12 protein-coding genes and 1 pseudogene are annotated in these 18384 nt (G+C 54.3%); 2 read left to right on the forward strand and 11 right to left on the reverse strand.

Annotated elements, in window-relative coordinates:
- The 11 genes and pseudogenes from OXG87_13825 to OXG87_13875 form a co-directional block, all read right to left on the reverse strand.
- Window positions 1-635 (reverse strand): sulfotransferase (locus OXG87_13825; GenBank protein MCY3870633.1); only part of this gene is annotated, 635 nt, incomplete at its 3' end.
- Window positions 636-766: 131 nt separating this feature from the next.
- Window positions 767-2734, reverse strand: a complete 1968-nt coding sequence (locus OXG87_13830) for a cytochrome P450 (protein ID MCY3870634.1) — start codon at window positions 2732-2734, stop codon at window positions 767-769.
- A gap of 350 nt (window positions 2735-3084) precedes the next feature.
- Complete coding sequence (locus OXG87_13835; protein MCY3870635.1) at window positions 3085-3951, reverse strand: phytanoyl-CoA dioxygenase family protein; 867 nt, start codon at window positions 3949-3951, stop codon at window positions 3085-3087.
- 103 nt (window positions 3952-4054) lie between these two features.
- A complete protein-coding gene (locus OXG87_13840; GenBank protein ID MCY3870636.1) occupies window positions 4055-5815 on the reverse strand; it encodes a metallopeptidase TldD-related protein in 1761 nt (586 codons plus the stop codon).
- A gap of 27 nt (window positions 5816-5842) precedes the next feature.
- Window positions 5843-7540, reverse strand: a complete 1698-nt coding sequence (locus OXG87_13845; GenBank protein MCY3870637.1) for a metallopeptidase TldD-related protein — start codon at window positions 7538-7540, stop codon at window positions 5843-5845.
- 96 nt (window positions 7541-7636) lie between these two features.
- On the reverse strand, window positions 7637-8611 hold the full coding sequence (locus OXG87_13850; protein ID MCY3870638.1) for a Gfo/Idh/MocA family oxidoreductase: 975 nt from the start codon (window positions 8609-8611) through the stop codon (window positions 7637-7639).
- 13 nt (window positions 8612-8624) lie between these two features.
- Window positions 8625-9500 (reverse strand): methyltransferase domain-containing protein, encoded by an 876-nt coding sequence (locus tag OXG87_13855; GenBank protein MCY3870639.1) that lies wholly within the window; start codon window positions 9498-9500, stop codon window positions 8625-8627.
- A 69-nt stretch (window positions 9501-9569) separates the two neighbouring features.
- On the reverse strand, window positions 9570-10010 hold the full coding sequence (locus tag OXG87_13860) for a CBS domain-containing protein (GenBank protein ID MCY3870640.1): 441 nt from the start codon (window positions 10008-10010) through the stop codon (window positions 9570-9572).
- 90 nt (window positions 10011-10100) lie between these two features.
- Window positions 10101-11111 (reverse strand): annotated as a pseudogene (locus OXG87_13865) (2-oxoacid:ferredoxin oxidoreductase subunit beta).
- Window positions 11112-11123: 12 nt separating this feature from the next.
- A complete protein-coding gene (locus OXG87_13870; protein MCY3870641.1) occupies window positions 11124-13016 on the reverse strand; it encodes a 2-oxoacid:acceptor oxidoreductase subunit alpha in 1893 nt (630 codons plus the stop codon).
- A gap of 18 nt (window positions 13017-13034) precedes the next feature.
- Window positions 13035-13502, reverse strand: a complete 468-nt coding sequence (locus tag OXG87_13875) for a CBS domain-containing protein (GenBank protein ID MCY3870642.1) — start codon at window positions 13500-13502, stop codon at window positions 13035-13037.
- 231 nt (window positions 13503-13733) lie between these two features.
- On the opposite strand from OXG87_13875, the gene OXG87_13880 reads away from it, so the two are divergent.
- Both OXG87_13880 and OXG87_13885 read left to right on the forward strand, forming a co-directional pair.
- The gene (locus tag OXG87_13880; protein MCY3870643.1) at window positions 13734-14909 is read left to right on the forward strand and encodes an FIST C-terminal domain-containing protein; all 1176 of its coding nucleotides are present in this window, start codon (window positions 13734-13736) and stop codon (window positions 14907-14909) included.
- Window positions 14910-15138: 229 nt separating this feature from the next.
- A complete protein-coding gene (locus OXG87_13885; protein MCY3870644.1) occupies window positions 15139-18300 on the forward strand; it encodes an efflux RND transporter permease subunit in 3162 nt (1053 codons plus the stop codon).
- The last annotated feature ends 84 nt before the right edge of the window (window positions 18301-18384 follow it).

Consider the following 18384-nt stretch of genomic DNA (forward strand, 5'->3'; position numbering starts at 1 on the left):
CTGAATGTATGGTTTGTCGAGTAATAGACATCGCATGGATTTCTTGCGATATGAATGAACTTGGCATTGGGGAAAAGGCGCAGGAGGTGGGGAATTCGGCCGGTGTTGGAGGGGCTTTTGAGTACCAACTGTTTTCCAGCGCCCGCAAGGGTGGCTTTTTTAATGATGTCCGTGATGACGGCATCCCAGCGCGCCTGTTGCCGCTCAGTCAGTCCCCTCAGGAAGATATATTTTTCAAAGTATTCCGTCGCCCTGGATGGGAATGTAAGGAAGTGAACGCTGGATAGCTCAGAGGAATTGGCAATCGCGAATTCCTCCTCATTCGGCAGGTCCATCGCCAGTTTGACATCATCCTGCGGACGTTTTGGCTTGAGCTGTTTGGCCATGAAACGCTTGATCCAACCACGGCCGATCAGAAAGAATGTCGGGGCGATGGATTGGAACAACGAGACGATTGCGAACTGCGGATCGCGCGTCAGGAGATAGTGCAAGTGCGTCGTGCCCGAGCGGGCATGGCCGATGATAAAGATCGGTGGATGCGCAATTTTCGTCCGAGCCACGGCGCGCCCGTAGCGCATCTTTTCGATCAAGCGTAGCGGCACCATCAGGGCCGAGCCAAGGAGAATTCGCCTCACTCGTCCCCGGTGCTGAGGTGCAACCCTCACCCCGTCCTGGCCCCAGAGGAGCCTCGCCCAAACGCGCAGGGGTGCGGACGTGTTGGGGTGAGCTCGTGGCTTTTTAGTGGGCATTTTGACACTCCATTTCGCTATCGGTGCCGACGCACCAGGCGGAACTTGTAGTTGGGTAGGAGGGCATAGCTCCGTTTGGTCTTCAATTCGCAATCGGGCGGATGGAGAACCAATTCGGCTTCGCGGAGGACGGTCGCCATGTTGAGCGCAATGAGCACCTCGGCGAGCCTGTTGCCTGGGCACCGATGCGCTCCTAAGCCGAAGGGGACATAGACCCCGTGCTGGCGGTGCTCAGCGCGTTCTGCGGTGTAGCGGTCTATATCGAAGCGCTCCGGATTGGGGAAATATTCCGGCATCCGGTGCGGTACTGTGAATCCAATAAGAAGGGTCTCGCCAGCGGGGACCTTATAGCCCTCAAATTCAAATGAGTTGGCTACTGTGCGCAATGACATTACTGGAGCAAGGGGATAGAGGCGTATTATTTCCATTGCCGTGCGGTGGATGACGTCGAGTTGACGCAGATCGTTCACGGTAGGCATACCCTGATCAAAGAGGGCGTCTGCTTCAGCAATTACCTGCTCGCGCAGCTCCGGTCGCTTCAATAATTCGTAGAACATGAAGGCACAGATATTTGCCACGGTATCGAGACCGGCCGAGAGAGGTCCCAACATGTCTAAATCGGTCTCGGGAAGAAATTGCGGATCCCTGTGGTGCAGTTCCAGCAAATGGTCAATGGCATCCGGTGGCTTGTTGCGGCGTTTTTCTGGTTCGTGATCTGCCAGAATGCGCTGAGCCAGTTCTTCCACTCGCTTGAAGGCACGCCGGACGCGTGGTCGATATAACATCAGCCTGGGTTGCTGTCGCATGACATAGGTTTTCATCTTGCTCTGAAAATAAATCATAATGTCGTCTAAGTAGTCGTGTACAGGCATGCTGAGGGCCAGCACACCGATCTGATCTAAGACGATGCGCTGCCAGGTGTATAAGCCCGGCAGCGGCTTGTCCTGTGGCCATCCGGCGATGTCTTGTTGAAGAACGCGGACAACGTCTGCCACGCGGCCTTCAATGAGGCGGTGGGTGTACACATCCGCCAGTTCTTTGCGCAGGCGAATATGGTCGGGACCATCCATGCTGATTATGCTACGTCCGACTCCCCCAGCTTTGTTGTAATCCACCCAGTTTTCAAGCGTGCGCAGGTATTTACCCCCTCGCTTTACGAAGGTATTCGCCTCGGGACCTACGAGGACGACGAAGCGGCGATTGAATGCCTTGATGCGAAAAATCGGACCTAAGTTTCGGTATTGTTTGACGAGAAGCGAGCCCAAATCGCGCTTCATGCCGATGGTGTTGCCAATAAGCGGCAACCCCGGTGCCTGAGGTATCTCCTTGCGTGGAGTAGGGAGAGGGGTAGGAGGCTCATGCTCGCGGATCGCTTTGGTAACCGATTGGCCGATCAGGTCCATTTTTCGAATCAGTTCGATCCGTTCTTGTACCTCCGATAGTTCTGACTGGGATAAAATATTCTTGAAAACGCCGCAGGCATCCGCCAGACAGATAATGACGATGTCGCGTGGGTCCGGAATTTCATCGGTGTACAGTACGCGCATAATGCGTAACCGGACTTCTTCTAATGTTTTTCCATCAATGGTAGGATAGCGGCGGGAGCGCGACACCAGGCGCGAGAGGAGAAAGATATCTTCGGACTCGGGTTCTAATATGCCCCGGTTGACTAAACGCGTAAGTGCTTTATCGCGGATTTCGTCGCCTCGTTTGGTCGTTTTTGCGAGCCAATAGTTGGCGTCTCGTGTGTCCGTATCGCGCGCGATGTCGGCAAGGGTGGGATCGAGCAGGTCGTCCTCGAGAGGCGTGGCATCAGCCAAAAAGAGATGCTCGAGATCGGTATCGATGCGGTTTTCCAGGGCCAAATCCATCAATACGGCACCAGCGAGGACGATGTTCAAAGTGTCTGGTGCAAGACCGGGTGCGAAATCACCTCGGTCTTCGTTGTGGAGAAGTAGCAGTATTTCTTCAGCAAATCTCAGCATGTATGTGTTTCTATATCTACTATGACGAAAAATCTTTTAAAACTTGCGGTGGTCCTATATAGATGAAGGGCGTGCATAAGCAGACTCCACAAAGGACGATATACAGACTTGAGACGATATATAGATTAAGCAATAAAGTCAAGTCTGAAAAGTTTTGTAAATGTGATAGGAATTAGCGGAAGCGCGGGGTGGGAATACGGGCATTTGGTGACGTCAGAGAGCCCGACGGCGTAGCCGATGGATGTGCGCGTTGCGGCGCATCTGGCAGCTATTGAGGTGATGGTGGAGGCGCAGGTTTAGAGAAGTTCAGATGGTGAAAATTAAAGCGTGGGATTATGTCCCGCGCTTTTTTAATATGGTCGAAAACCGCGTACCATGAATCCATTTTCTTTTTTTTCTTCTATCGGACGCTTTGACGATTCTGCGCGGTTTTTTGTGGTGGTGCCGCGTATGACGACGTAATCGTCGGATCTGCGGTAGCGGTGTATGAAGACGGGGCGGGGTTTGTTCGAATGGTTCTGTTTGGAGCCGTGAACGGTTTTGACGTGGAAGAAGATGGCGTCACCGGGTTGACCGGGTATTGGGAGGGCACGCTCCCAGGGCCATTCGTCGTCTGCAAGTCCCAGGTGCGAGAAGGTGTCGATGTGGTCGAGTTGTCCCAGTTTGTGAGAGCCGGGTACGACGTGGAGGGCACCGTTTTTGAGGTCGGTGGGGACGACGTAGGTGAGGATGCCAACAGGTCCTTCGTACCGGTGTTCGAAATAGGCCGAGTCCTGGTGCAGGTGTTTGGGATGGCCTCCGACGGGTTCTTTGTACAGGCATTGCCCGTTGCCGTAGAGTTCGATGTTGGGACCGAGGATGGCTTCGACGATGTCGAGGGTGGGCGGGTGAAATGCCGAGCGAAAGAAGGTGGCGCTGGTGTTGTAGTTGATGCCCAGGACCATGATTTGTCGATCGCGTTCGTAATTTTCAGGCGCAGGTATAAAGAGGGTGCTGTTGGGCGTGCGCCATCCTTCGGGTATTGTGCTGGCTTGATCGAGGAGGTCGAGGGATTGCCTGGCTGTGGCTTCGATGTCGCGGTGAAGTGCGTCGATGTATTCGCGGAGCAGTCCCCGCACGACTATCGCACCATGGGTTTTGAATGTCTCGGCAGCGCGTTGTAGGTCAATATTTTCCGACTGGAAGTCCAGGTCGCTTAGAGAAATGGTTTGGGGCATTGTTTTTTGCTGAAAGTTGTGGGAAAATACTTTGATCTTCATGATACGCGAAACAACGCAGACTGTCACGCATATTTTGTGCTTATTCTCAGCGGCACGACCCTCACTTGTCGAAGAAGGGATGTAGGGACACGGGTACTCTGGGAATCTCGCCGCTCGGCGGCTTGATCGTGATGTCCTCGAACAGGACCATGCGAGGAGTGACGATACTTACGAGAACTGACTCACCTCGTCCGAAGGGGGAGGAGTTGTCCTGCGAGCGAAAGGGAACGGTGTTGACCGCGTGCGTCTTAGACACCTTCACGATGTCTTTGAAGGTATAAAGGCCGATGCCCGCAAATTCCGCGTTGCGCACGAGTTCCTCGCGGCCGTCGAGATAGACTTTATAGACGAAGATCGCGTTTTGCAACTTGTTCTCGTCGTCAGAGGAACGAGAGGAATAGTAGATAACCGGAGATTCAGAAACATTGTACGACGGGTTGGCGATGTGGGTGACGATGTAGCCGTACTGTTTTTTTTGCCTTTTGATTAGTTTGAAAAATTCCTCGCGGATCTGCTTTTCGCTCAGGCCCTTCTCCGCCTCGACCAGGATATTGCTGGGGGCGACGCCCGGACCTCGGCGACTGCCCGTGCTCTGGTCAATGCCGCGCACAGGTGTGCGCGTCGTCAGCAAGGTCTCTAATACGCCTTCCCGCACTAGGTGGACTGGACGCGCTGGAACGCCTTCGTCGTCAACCCTGTAGCCGCCGAACAAGGGTTGCTTTTTATAGGCGTCCATGAGCGGTTCAGCGCGCACGCTGAGGAATTCGGGTAGGACGCGTACACCAATTTTGTCCAGAAAAGGGTTTTCTTTTTTTTGGGGATAGAAGCGCTCGTAGTCCGGATTGTCGGACAGTGTCCGGCGCGTCGATAGCATGTAGGGCACAAATCCCTGATTGAACAGCTCTGTGGCTGCCTGGCTCGTGAATATCACGGGTCCGGTAAAGCGCTCGACCAGCGGTGCCTGGCGTAGCTGCTTCAGACGCTCGCCCATGGTATTGATCTTCGCGGCCAACTCGTCGTCACCGGGAAGATTTTCCGGTGAACGGGCGTACACGGCGACGAAGTCCTGTAGCGGCATTCCGTCGGGAGCCTGGGTGGCGGCGACCGCGGTGAGAGATAGTGAAGAACTCGTGCGAGAGAAGGAAGATCCTTCGCTGTTGAAGTAGTAGAACGAGGTGTTGGACCCGTTGAAACGTACCCTTGAAGTGTAGATGTCGGGCATCTCGCGGAACAGGCCCGAGAGCTGGCGCGCTCGCTGTTCCAGCGCGTCGAGATCCAGGACAATAGGTGCCATTTTGTGTACTTTGGTGGCGGACTTTTCCCTGCTGAAATCGGGAATTTCTTCGGTGCGGGTTTTGTTTTGCAAGGTCGCGCGTTTCCTGGCCAGATCTTCGAGCGCCTTCTTGTAGGCACCGTCGGTGGCCAGCCATATCTTGCGTCGCAACTCGTCGTAGTTGTCCTCAAGGGGCAATTGCACGCTGCCCCCGTACATGTACACTACGCCCGTACGACCGAAAGAGAACGAGCGGAAGTTGGTGTTGTCGAGGGCGTAGTCTCCGACCCGCACTTCGACACTGAGTTCGCGCGAGTGCCTCTCACTGCTGTTGAGCAGACTGCCGAAGGTCGCTGAACTGCTTTTGGATTTCACTTCGCGCACGCGGTAGGAAATGAAGTAGGGTCGCTCCAGGTCTTCGAGCTGAAGTTGTTGCATTGAGCGCGCCAATTCGTCGCGCAGGGCGCGTTGCAGAATGTCGTCTTCGGCGTGGACCGCGGAAAACGCCAGGAAGATAGCTATAACGTGGATGAAGGTTCTTTTGTACATGGGATGGCTCCTGCTGGATGGAAAAGCTCAAGGGAGGTCCGATTCTTCAGCGGACTCGGAGAAAGGTGATTCGAGGATAGGCCGGCGCTCCTGGGATTTCTCTTTCTTCTGCACTTCAATCTGCGAGATGAATATGCCGGGAGAGACCGCGGCCACGGGTACGCCTCCCGACTCGGCGCCGCATATGCCGTTGAATACGCCGGTCTGATCGTCAGCAGCGGCGATCTGGCTGAAGGCAGTGAGCGGCGTGCCGATCAGGTCAACTCCGCGCACGAGTTCCTCGCGTCCGTCGGTATAAATGCGGTACACCATGATGGGAAGCACGTTGAAGGCGTTGGGGAAGGTGCGGCCCGTGATGGTGAAGCCCCCCTGGATATCCTCGAAATAGAGGCCGAATGCCTTGTCTTCCCTGCGACACTGTTCGATGAGCATTTCCTTGAGCTGGTCCCGGGTCAGCGGCTCCGAGGTCTCGACAATGAGGTTGGACTGGCGCGCTACGGGGGCATAGCCCGGCTGCTTGCGTCCGTGGCCGTTGGAGTTGGGGAAGTTCTCGATCGGGGAACGCGACATGAGGAAGCGGCGGAAAATCCCGTTTTCGACGACGACGACCCGCCGCGCCTTGACGCCCTGATTGTCGTATGCGTAGGCTCCTACCAGATCCTTGCCAGCACTGCTCGTCTGAGTGGGATCGAAGTAAACTGAGAAGGTCTCGGGCAGGACTTTTTCTCCTATTTTCTTTTTGAAGGTCTGGCCCTCGTCCTCGCGTTTCTGGCGGTGGCCCTCGATGCGGTGTCCGAAAATTTCGTGGAAGAGAACGCCGCTGGCGCGGCCCGAGAGAATCGCTGGACCGGTGTAGGGGGCTACTATAGGGGCGTCGCGCAGGGCGTGCAAGTCAGCAATTATGCGCTCTACCAGAGCGAGGACCTCATCGTCGCTGGGCAAACCCTCCGGGGTAAAGGCCGAGAAGGATTCGTAGCGCGGCAATTCCATGCCGTCGTCGGCCTTGGTAAAGGCGTAGATGAACAGTCGGTAGAGTACTTGTGAGGTCTGGATCTTGCTGCCCTCGCTGTTGACGTATTGGCGGGTCGAGATATTAGCCGAGAGGCTGGCTTCGGCTTCGTAGATGTCTCCGTATTGGGCGAAGGGGGCCGTGTATTTCTTGAGCCTGGCTTCCCATTCGTCGCGGGGGATGTCGAAGGAGGCGATGTCTTCCACATAGTGCTCGACCGGCTCTTTGGAAAAATCGTCCGACTGGTCTTCCTCTTCTACCTTGACCCGGACATTGGTCTTGACCGTGGTTAGCTTTTCAATGGCGCGTTTGTACTTTTTGTCGGTGTGGTACCAGAGCACGCTGCGGATGGCGTCCGGATCATCCTCAATGGGAATTTCGATTCTCGAATAGCGATCGGACCAATTGCGGGGGCCACCGCGGACCTGATGCGTATTGTCGAAGGCGTAGTCCCCCACGCGCAGATCGATATCGAGCCGCCGCCGCTGCGATTCGCGGCTGTAGGTGAGCACGCCGAAGGAGGCTTCGACGCTGATTCCCTGCGTCTCGGTGATTTCATAGCTGAGGTAGTAGGGTGGGACCGGCTGCTTCTGGAGCGAACTGAAGGAGCGGGTCAGTTCTTCCCGCATGGCCTGTAGTAATGAGGTCTCGGCCCGAACGCTGGTAGCAGTAAACACGATGCAGACGAGGCATAAAAGCCTGGAAAATGATCTCATTGGCGTGCCTTTCTCTGGTTTAGTGTAGAAATTTTCTAATGACTTTTTCGTAGGATTAAACGTCCTTGTGGGATGCAGGTTCCGAAGGTGTAGCGTTTAGATCAGTTCTGAGAGGATTATGCGGCGGTTTTCCTCAATTGATCGTTCGGCTGCGAGACCGATCAGCGCGGCGTTGATGGCTGTGCGCGCGTCGGTTTGCCAGTTGCCATTGTGGATATCACTGAGGAATTGGGTTTGGATTGTGATGTCCAATGATTCGGCTGCGGGCAGGTCGTGTTCGCCTGATTTTGTCGAGAGGTGCCAGCCATCGCCTCTGTTGATGAGCGTCCCGTCTGTCATGACGATGTGGCGATATTCTTCGGCATCGGAAATTTCGATGCCACCGGTCCAGTTCCACTGACCAATACCGCCGTTTTCAAAACCGACTGCGACGGAATTTGCAAAGCTATCGTAGGTGCTGTCATCGCGCAGATTTTCATAGTGGGCAGCGGCTTCAACCCAGGTGGCGGGACCAAAACAATCGACGAGTGGATAGATGTTATAGACAAAAAAGAGGGCTGGTGGACCCGATATGGAGATATTAAAGAGGATTTCGGGACGTTGACCACGGCCCGGGGTGAGGCGGGTGAATAGTGCGGTTATGAGATTTCCCGTTTGGGCTGTTTGTCGTTTGAGTGTCCGGTGAGAGGGCGAGAGTACTTCGTTGTGGCCAACTCTGAGCACAAGGGACGACTGGTCGATTCTGGAAAGCAATTGTTGCGCTTCATCGATATTGCGCGCCGCGGGATATTCGGTAAAAACGTGTTTGTTTGCATCGAGTGCGGCAAGGGCGATTTCACTGTGGGTGTCGTTGTAGGTGCATATTGCGATGGCGTCGATGTCGTCGCGTTTGAGTATTTCCCGATAGGTCGGTAAGTAATCTATACCGTGCTTGTTGGCGAGTGCTGGCCCGGTTTCTATGTTTCGCGCAGCAATGGCAATGAGTTCAAAGCCATCTGTTCGGGAAAAGTGCTGGGCATGGCGACTCGCCATACCGCCTGAGCCGATGATGCCAATGCGAATGTCGTTCATTTTTCCTCCAAACTTAGATCTTGACGCCAATTACGCCGACCATTGATGGCGATGAAATATTGGCTTGTGGATCGCGGGCATTTGTTTGCCATTCTTCCCAATGCGCCGCGCAATCTTCTTCGCGCAATGCGCCGCGTGCCACGAGTTCGGGCAAATACATGCGCAAGAAATCTTCTATCCAGCACCAGATGCGGTTGCCCGGGCGGGCAATGCCGCCGATGGGAATGACTTCCACGACCTCCAGGCCACAACGTTCCATGAGGTGCGGTAGCTTATCGCCGATTTTGAGTCCATCGCCGAAGCTCCTGTGTACCGCCTGTAGCACGCGTCGCAAGTGGGGGTATTGGATCTGGGCGACAAATGCCCCATAAGCGCAGTAATCCATAACGAGCAGGCGTCCGCCCCTTTTAAGCATGCGGGCTACCTGCTCAATCACCTTTTGTGGCTCTTTTATGAAGCAGAGTAGCCAACGAGCGAACACAGCGTCTATAGAAGCGGCTGGCAGGTCAAGGGTGCGGACATCCGCTACGACGACCTCGATTTGCGTCATACTGGCTGATGCAGCGCGGTGTCGGAGAAAATTCGCGAATTTTTTTGATCCATCCACGGCCAGAACGCGCCCACCTGCGCCCACGCGCTCGCCCAGTTCTAAACTCGTAAAGCCCGGGCCACAACCGAGGTCGAGAATCGTTTGTCCAGCGCGAAAGGCGGCGCGATCCCACAAGTCTGTGGTTTCGGCCTGCCATGCATTGTGTTGCGCTTGCAGGCGGTGCAGTTCCTCGTCATTTGTTCCCAACAGATAGTCGCGTTCGGCAGCGGTGCTCACGGCGTGTTTTCCTCTTTTATTATGACTCGCCATACCGCCCGAGCCGATGATGCCATCGTTCATTTTTTCTCCAATAAAAAAGAGTCCGCGAGGTGCTTGCGGACTCTTTTTGCGCTGTGATGTTGACGCGCGTTAGTTGGGCGATATGTTGTCTGAGAAGAGACCGCCGGTGAACTTGAGCATGACTTTAAAGGATGCCAGACCCACGGGACATCCATCGGGATCTACAATGGGTATGTGGCGAAAGCCGTGCAGAGACATCAGGTGCAGGAGGTGACCGATGGGATCAGATGTTTTCAATGCGGTGGGGTCTTTGGTCATCAGGCTATCGACCGTTATTTTTGTCAGGTCTATATCGCGCCCGGCAACTTTTTCAAAGAGATCGCCCTGTGCGAATATGCCGCGCAACAAGCCCTGTTTGTCAACGACCAGCAAACATCCCAGATTTTTACTGCGCATGGTCTCGACGGCATCGGCTACCGAGGTCTCAGCAGATACGCATTCGGGTGCTGGCAGGTCGAGGGATGAGATGGGGTCGTAGAGCAGTTGCTGAAGCGCGGTGCGCGGTGCCATGGGGTCTTCTTGTTCGATATCGGGAATGATATTCGATGTGGGCAATTCTTCGTGGACTTCTTGCACGGTTTCGGCGTCGGGACCTTCGGGAACAATCCAGGTGTCTGTCGCGTGATACAGGGCATTGAGATCGCCTGCGCCGCGCTCTTCAACTGCCTGGCGGCCCTGTGCGATGATTTGCTCTTCGTAAATTGGACGTTCTACACAGCGAAATACGCCGAATGGCACCGGATATTCCGGATGTGTGAGACGGCTGAGCAAATACGCATGGGCTGGATTATCCAGGGTTTCGTCGTGTGTGAGCAAGTCGCTTTCCGATACGCCATTGCCCAGGGTTACGACTTCGGGTGCGAGTCCATTGACGCGGATGCCTTTGTCGCGGTCTTTGCCAAAAATGATGGGTTGGCCGTGTTCGAGGATCACGGTTTGATCGTCTTTGACATCTGCCTCGGTGGCAAAAAACCAGGCACCGTCGTTGTAGATGTTGCAGTTCTGGTAAATTTCGACAAAGGATGTGCCGCGGTGTTCGGTGGCGCGTTTGAGAATCTCGGCCATGTGCTTGGTGTTGCGGTCAACACTGCGGGCGACAAAGGTGGCTTCGGCTGCCAGGGCAACGGAGATGGCATTGAAGTCCTGTTCCACAGAGCCCATGGGCGACGAATAGGTGCGCGTGCCCGGCGGCGATGTAGGTGAGTATTGTCCTTTGGTGAGGCCGTAGATCGCATTGTTGAAGAGTATGATGTTGAGATCGACGTTGCGACGCAGCACATGCAACAGGTGATTGCCACCTATGGATAGGCTGTCGCCATCGCCGGTGATTACCCACACATGCAGGTCGGGATTGGCCACTTTGAGGCCAGTCGCCACGGTTGCCGCACGACCGTGAATGGTGTGCAGACCGTACGTGTTCATGTAATAGGGGAAGCGGCTGGAGCAACCGATGCCCGATATAAAGACCATATCTTCCCGCGCAATGCCCATTTCGGGCAACACGCGCTGCATCTGTGCGAGGATGGCGTAATCACCACAACCGGGGCACCAGCGCACTTCCTGGTCGGATACGAAGTCTTTTCGCGTCAGTGTTTCAATAGCGTCTGCCATGTTTGGATTCCTCTATAACGATGCGCTCTTTGGAGCACCCAGTATTTCGGCAATTTTGCCGGAGATTTCTGTAATTTTGAAGGGCAATCCCTGAACTTTATTGAAGGGGACGATGACCTGTGTGGGATATCTGGCCTGGAGCAGCAAAGACAACTGTCCCATGTTGAGTTCGGGCACGAGTACGGTTTTGTAACTCGATAGTATTGCGCCCAGGTTTTTGGGGAATGGGTTGAGGTAGCGCAGATGCGCCGCGGCAACCGAATAGCCCTGCTGTCGCATTCGGCGCACTCCCGACCGGATCGCACCATAAGTACATCCCCAGCCCAGGACGAGCAGATCGCCCGATTTGGGCCCCATGACGTGCTGGAGGGGAATGCGGTCGGCAATGCGCGCCAGGCGTTCGGCGCGTATGTTCGCCATGTGCTGGTTGTCATCCGGGTCGTAGGATACATTGCCCGTGCCGTCTTCTTTGCCCAGTCCACCCAGTCTGTGTTCAAGGCCCGGCGTGCCCGGCAATACCCAGGGACGAGATAGAGTTTTTGGATCTCGTAGATAGGGCAAGAAGCCCTCGGGATCGGTTCTGTGCTCGGTCTGTATGGTCGGAATATCATCCGGATCGGGAATTTTCCACGGTTCAGCGCTGGTGTTGAGGTATCCATCGGAGAGGAAAATGACCGGGCTCATGGTTTCAACGGCGATGCGAAACGCTTCGATGACCATGTCAAAGCAGTCTGAGGGCGTGGCCGGTGAGACAATGGGGATGGGACTGTCGCCATTGCGACCAAACATGCATTGGAGCAGGTCTGATTGCTCTGTTTTGGTGGGCATACCCGTGCTGGGGCCGCCGCGCTGAAAGTCGCAGATAACGAGGGGCAATTCCATCATCAGGGCGAGGTTCATGGCTTCGCTTTTCAGTGCGATGCCGGGGCCACTGGTGCCCGTGGCGGCAAACGCGCCTCCAAAAGCAGCGCCAATGACTGAGCCCAATGCGGAAATTTCATCTTCTGCCTGAAAGGTTCGCACGTCAAAATTTTTCAATGCGGCCAATTCTTCGAGCACCGCGCTGGCCGGCGTGATGGGATAGCTGCCGTAAAAGAGGGTTTTGCCGGCTTTGTGTGCCGCGGTGACCATGCCTATTGCCGTGGCTTGTGTACCCGTGACGGCGCGATAAGTGCCCGGTGAGACGACGGCTTTTTTGACCTGGTACTGAACCTGAAATTCTTCGACTGTTTCACCAAAGTTGTAGCCGGCTTTCAGGGTGCTCACATTGCCGTCGATGATTTCGTCTTTGCCCTGAAATTTCTTTTCGAGCATGCGAATGGTAGGCTCGATCGGGCGGTCAAATATCCAGTAGGACAGGCCCAGTGCGAAGAAGTTTTTCATCATGTCAATCTGGCGATTGCTCAGGCCCTCAACGTGTGCGACGGCTTCTTTGTGCAACGTGGTGAGGGGTACTTTAACCACGCGGTAATTGGAGAGGTCATTGCCTTCGAGGGGGTCGCCATCGTATCCAGCTTTGCGCAGGTTGTTGCGCGTGAAGTTGTCTGTGTTGGCAATGATGATGCCGCCGTCTGGAAGGTCGTTGACATTGGCTTTGAGTGCTGCCGGGTTCATGGCAACGAGGACCTGGGGTTCATCGCCGGGGGTGTATATGTCTTCGCTGGATATGTGAATTTGAAACCCGCTAACGCCGGGCAATGTGCCGGCAGGTGCGCGGATTTCAGCGGGAAAGTCCGGCAGGGTACTGATGTCATTGCCGACGATTGCCGAGGTGTTGGCAAATTCTTTGCCGATGAGCTGACTGCCATCGCCAGAATCACCTGCAAAGCGAATGGCAATTGATTCGATTTCGGACAGTTCGAAAAGCGCCGATTCGGCCGTTTCTTCAATGTCTATTTCGGCCATAAATCCTCCTGAAGTATTTTAGGCACCAGCCCGAGCGCTGGCAAAGTGGTCGGGGGTTGGCGGTAAGTTGTAGATTTCTTCTGGAAAGTGATCGCTCATGTATTTGATGATGGCATAGTGTGTCAGTGTGCCCAATACGCGCCCTTCTGCATCTACGACGGGCATATAGCGGTGGGGCTTGTCGCTCATAAATCGGATGGCTTCAATTAGTGTGATATCCGATTGCAAGGTGAGCGGATCGGGGGTCATGATCGTTTCTATAGGCTCGTTGAGTACTTCGGATTGATCGATCACGCGGCGGGCAATATCGTGCGCTGTAAAAATGCCGATCAGTTTGCCCTGGTCCATGACCAGCGCGCATTTGCGCTGACTATTCTGCATTTTGGTGATGACCTGATCAACGGAATTGTCTTTTTGCACTTCGACGTAAAAAGAGAGATCAACGTGTTTTACTGTGTCGTTGTGGAGGCTGTGATTCAGATTCATTGGGTAGGCTCTTTGGGGAGTTTTATAGGGATTTAGAGCTGTAATTTTAGAGCAATTTAATATAAGGTATTTACATGTGTGTGGCAAGTATTGTTATAGTAATATAGCATGGGAAGCAAATCCAATACATCTGCTCAAAAAGATCGGTTCGGAAATCGTTTGATCTGCGGTTTTTTGCCTCTATATTGCCTGACGCTATTTTTTTAAATTTGTTTTTGCCGTGGAGAAGATATGCTGCGATCCGGAGCTGGACATTCAAATGATGCCGATGGCATGTACGCTGTTGAGGCCGCTTTGTCTGAAGCGATGAAGGGTCTGGGCGATGCCGCGGTTGATGCTGCGTTTCTTTTTTTGACCTATCACCACATGGGCGATGCAGCTGCCATGGTCGATGTTGTTATTGATCGGGTGGAGACAGAGGCTGTATTTGGATGCAGTGGCATGGGTGTTTTGACAGATGCCCGAGAGAATGATCGCGAGCCAGGGGTGGCTGTGCTGGTGTTGGGGGGAGATCATCTTGAGGTGATACCTCTTGTGGCTGAGGGTGACGATGCAGGGGTCAGTATTGGCGAGCAGGTGGTAGCTCAGGGAACAGAGGATGCGTTGCTGGTGCTTATGTGTGGGATTTACTCCAATCCGGCGGTCTGTCTTGAACAGATTGCCGAGGTGGCTGGCGATGTGCCCGTTGTGGGAGGTGTCGCATCGGGCAATCCGTGGCCCTGGGGTTCAACGTCGCCGCGGACATTGCAATGGTGTGGCCGGTGGATTGGTGAACACGGGGTGGTGGTGGCGCTGTTGTCCGGGGTCAAGGTGGCTACGGGGGTGGCACAAGGTTGCCAGCCGTTTGGGCAGGCTTATGCGATTACCAGAGCCGAAGGCAATGTGATTCAGCAGATTGCATTTGTTCCAGCTATTGATGCGCTGAAGGAGGCGCTCAATACGCTTTCGGCAGAGGAGAGGGCCGATTTGCGCAACAATATTTTTGTGGGGCTGGCGATGGATGAATACGCAACCGAACGGGGGCGAGGCGATTTTTTAATTCGCAGTCTGACGCATATAGACGAGCATTCGGGCGCGATTGCGGTTAATGAACAGGTGTCTGTGGGGCAGACCATTCAATTTAATCGGCGCACGCCCCACGCGGGGCACGAAGATATGGTGAAGGTGATGCAGGAGTTGCGGCAGTCTGTCGGGCGTCCGTCCAATACATGTGGTTTGTATTTTAACTGTATGGGACGCGGATTTGGGCTTTACGGACAGCCCGATCACGATGTTCTGGTGATTCGAAAACACCTGGGCGCTTTTCCAATGGCTGGCTTTTTTGGCAATTCAGAGCTGGCACCTGTGGGCGGGCGCAATTTTGTGCATAGCTATACGGGCGCGCTGGCACTGATTTGGGAGGCGTAAAGGGGCGCTTGCGCTCATCAAAAAGGGCAGACCCATCGGTCTGGCCTATCCATATCAGAGGTATTTAATACAACCCATTTAATAATGGGTTTTTCTTTTTTCTCCTTATTGGAGCAGGATACATCCCGGAAGCTGATGTAAATGGCATGATTGCGAAACTTTTGGATGTATTACTTTGTCGGATGAATAGACAGGTCAGAAGACCAGCCCTGGACTAAGGAGAAATGCCTTGAAAACCCATTCCTCTTTTCTGCCACGCATCTCGGTCACGCGTCCGGTGATGGTCACGGTGACGCTTGTGGCGTTGCTGGTGGTGGGTTTGGTGTCTTATGTTCGACTTCAGTCGCAGGCCTTCCCCAGTGGCTGGGAAAACCGATGGCTCTGGGTCGGGGTGGACTTTCCGGGCCTGGCGCCCCAGGAGATTGACCGGCAAATTCGAAGGCCCGTTGAGGAGCACATCCGCACGGTGAAGGGGGTCAGAGGCTTTGAAAGTTTCGCAAGTTCTCAGTGGGGCCTGTGGATGGGGGTCTGGCTGCGGGAAGATGCAAATATGCAATTGGCTTATAATCAACTGGTGGATCGCCTGGATCGTGCCAAGATCGACCTGCCCGAGGAGGTGCGGGATCACACCTTTGTGTGGAAGTGGAATCCAGATACCGACATGGAAGTGATGTGGGTGGGGGTGGCACTGCCCGATGGGATAGAAGATCCGTATTATTTTTCCGATCTCCACATCAAAAGGCCCCTGGAGCGACTGGAAGGGGTAGCTCAGGTGCAGTTGTGGGGGGTGAATCGCAACGAGGTACTGGTGGAGATCGATGTGGAAAAGATGGTGACGCGAGGGGTGCAGCCCTTCCAACTGGTGATGGGGCTGCGATCAGACAATTTCTCGCTCACGGGAGGCTATGTCCAGGAAGGTGGCAAGAAATTTTTCGTCCGCTCTATGGCGAAATACCACAGCCTGTCAGAGATAGAAAATATCCTGATCCCGACCCAGGACAGTGAGGTTCGCTTAAAAGATGTGGCCCAAGTGGCTTACGATGTGCCCGATCGGCAGTGGTATCAGCGCATCGACGGCAAGCCCGCCATCAATCTTGGCGTGTTTCGGGAACCCGGCGAAAATTTGGTGGATGTGTGCAACCGGGTCCAGGCCGCTTTAGACCAGATCGAGAGCAGAACGGATATCGAATTTGACGCTTTTTTTAATCAGGGTAAGGTGGTCGGAGAGTCGATCCGCAATCTGCGGAACACCGGTCTCTGGGGCGGATTTTTCGCCGCCCTGGTGCTGCTGTTGTTCCTTCGGTCTATGCGCATGACCGCGTTGATCACGCTGGCTATTCCGCTTTGTTTGATGATCACGACGACAGCGTTGTATTTTGTGGGATGGACGCTCAATCTCTTCACGATGATGGGGCTGATGGTGGGGGTGGGGATGGTGGTCGATAATGCGATTGTGATTGTTGAAAATATCTACCGGAGGCGGGCAAAGGGTGACGCTCCCTACGAAGCGTCTATTGGTGGGGCCAGTGAGGTGGGGCTGGCCATTACAATGGCCACCTTAACCACCGTGGTCGTGTTTTTGCCCCTGATCTTAATGGGTGGAAGCAGGAACCTCACCTTCCAACTCGCCCGCATCGGAATGCCTGTGGTGGTGGCGCTTGTCGGGTCTTTGTTTGTCGCCTTGTTGTTTATCCCACTTGCGGCCAAGCGATTTGGCGGGCGCGATATTAAGGCAGACCTGAGGGTGATTCGCTGGATGCGAGACACTTATCACCGCATGTTATCCTGGACCGTGACACACCGGCGAGATACGACCTTGATTGTGGTGGGGATGATGGCCACCATGCTTTATCCGCTGGAAAAGGTGAAGACGGCCAACGCGGGCGGATTTAACCTCAACGAGGTCTATGTTCGGGCCTATCCGCCGCCTTTTTTCACCTTTGAGGATATCAGCAAGCTGGGGGCCGAATACGAGGCCTATTTTGAAGCCAGACGGGAACTCTATGGGGTTCGAACGATCCGGCTGAGTTACTGGAAAACGGGTCTGCGTATCCAGGCTTTTCTCCATCATCAGGACGCCGAGGAATGGTGGTACACGGTTTATCGAGATGCGAGGGCGAAAATTGGTTTTCCTCTGGACCAGCGCATGAGCAAAAAGGACGTGATCAAAGATATGAAGGAGAACTTCCCCAAGCATGTGGGCGTCCGAAGGTCTGTGAATACCAACAATTCACAGGCGGTGAACACCGATGCCAATATCAAGGTGTTTCTCTACGGTGAAGATCAGGAGGGGCTGATCCCCCTGGTGGAGGAGGCGGAACGTCGGCTACAGACCCTCCCTGAGATTGTAAACATCGAAAACGATCTGGAGCGGGCCGAACCGGAGGTGCAGGTCGTGATCAATCGGGATCGGGCTAAAAAATACGGGATTAATGCGCAGGAAGTGGGGCAGAGTATCGGATTTCAACTTCGGGGGACCTTTCTGCCGCGTTACAAGTCGGACGACCGGGAAGTGGAAGTTCGGCTTCGGTTGCGAGAGGTGGACCGGCAGCAGGTGGCGCAGTTGAAAAATTATATGTTTACTTCCAGGGACGGGCAGAGTATTCCCCTGTCCGCCTTTGCTTCATTCAGGGTGACCGAAGGGCCAGGGACCATTCGGCGGATTGACGGAAAGATGCGAATTAGGCTGAAGTGTTTTACCATGGAGGATGATCTAAAGACGCTCTTCACAGATATTGATCGGGTGATGGACGGCATGTCGCTTCCCTATGGGTATTCTTGGGATCGGGGTACGGAGGGACAGCGGTATCGAGAAGAAAATGACATGATGAATTTTGCAATCATTCTGGCCATCACCTTCGTATTTTTGCTCATGGGGGTGCTCTTCGAATCCATTATCCTGCCCTTTTCAGTGTTACTGGCTGTCCCATTTTCTTTTCTGGGGGTCTATTGGACGCTCTACTTGTGGGATACAGCGATGAATCCGATGGCGCAGGTGGGACTTATTGTATTGGTTGGGGTAGTGGTGAACAATGCCATTGTGCTGGTGGATATGATTAATCGACTTCGCGCGGAGGGGATGGCACGTGACGAGGCCATTCTGGAAGCCGGGTTTAATCGGTTCCGGCCGATTTTGATGACGACGTTTACCACGGTGTTTGGTTTGATGCCTATGGCACTGGGGAACAGTTCTATGCTGGGGACACCTTACGCGCCTCTGGGTCGCACTATGATGGGCGGGCTGCTCTGTTCTACGCTTCTCACTCTGTTTGTGGTACCGCTTTTCTACACCTTTCTGGACGATCTGCGGGGGATATTGCGACAGGTCGCGGTGGTGGCTTTCCGCCGACCCCGACCCACTGAAGGAATGGACGCGCAGGCGGCCGACTAAGGCGTTTTACGGTTGATACAAAAAAGACACCATATATCGGTGTCTTTTTTTCTGGTGCTTTACCCTTTGGACCCTGGGTGCTGA

The sequence above is a fragment of the Gemmatimonadota bacterium genome, from assembly GCA_026706845.1.
GTDB lineage: Bacteria > Latescibacterota > UBA2968 > UBA2968 > UBA2968 > VXRD01.

What these genes read in the sequence shown, in the direction of transcription:
- OXG87_13850 (MCY3870638.1), bottom strand. Translation starts at nt 8,611, where the DNA reads ATGAACGACATTCGCATTGGCATCATCGGCTCAGGCGGTATGGCGAGT.
- OXG87_13855 (MCY3870639.1), bottom strand. Translation starts at nt 9,500, where the DNA reads ATGAACGATGGCATCATCGGCTCGGGCGGTATGGCGAGTCATAATAAA.
- OXG87_13830 (MCY3870634.1), bottom strand. Translation starts at nt 2,734, where the DNA reads ATGCTGAGATTTGCTGAAGAAATACTGCTACTTCTCCACAACGAAGAC.
- OXG87_13845 (MCY3870637.1), bottom strand. Translation starts at nt 7,540, where the DNA reads ATGAGATCATTTTCCAGGCTTTTATGCCTCGTCTGCATCGTGTTTACT.
- OXG87_13880 (MCY3870643.1), top strand. Translation starts at nt 13,734, where the DNA reads ATGCTGCGATCCGGAGCTGGACATTCAAATGATGCCGATGGCATGTAC.
- OXG87_13870 (MCY3870641.1), bottom strand. Translation starts at nt 13,016, where the DNA reads ATGGCCGAAATAGACATTGAAGAAACGGCCGAATCGGCGCTTTTCGAA.
- OXG87_13840 (MCY3870636.1), bottom strand. Translation starts at nt 5,815, where the DNA reads ATGTACAAAAGAACCTTCATCCACGTTATAGCTATCTTCCTGGCGTTT.
- OXG87_13860 (MCY3870640.1), bottom strand. Translation starts at nt 10,010, where the DNA reads ATGGCACCGCGCACCGCGCTTCAGCAACTGCTCTACGACCCCATCTCA.
- OXG87_13835 (MCY3870635.1), bottom strand. Translation starts at nt 3,951, where the DNA reads ATGCCCCAAACCATTTCTCTAAGCGACCTGGACTTCCAGTCGGAAAAT.
- OXG87_13875 (MCY3870642.1), bottom strand. Translation starts at nt 13,502, where the DNA reads ATGAATCTGAATCACAGCCTCCACAACGACACAGTAAAACACGTTGAT.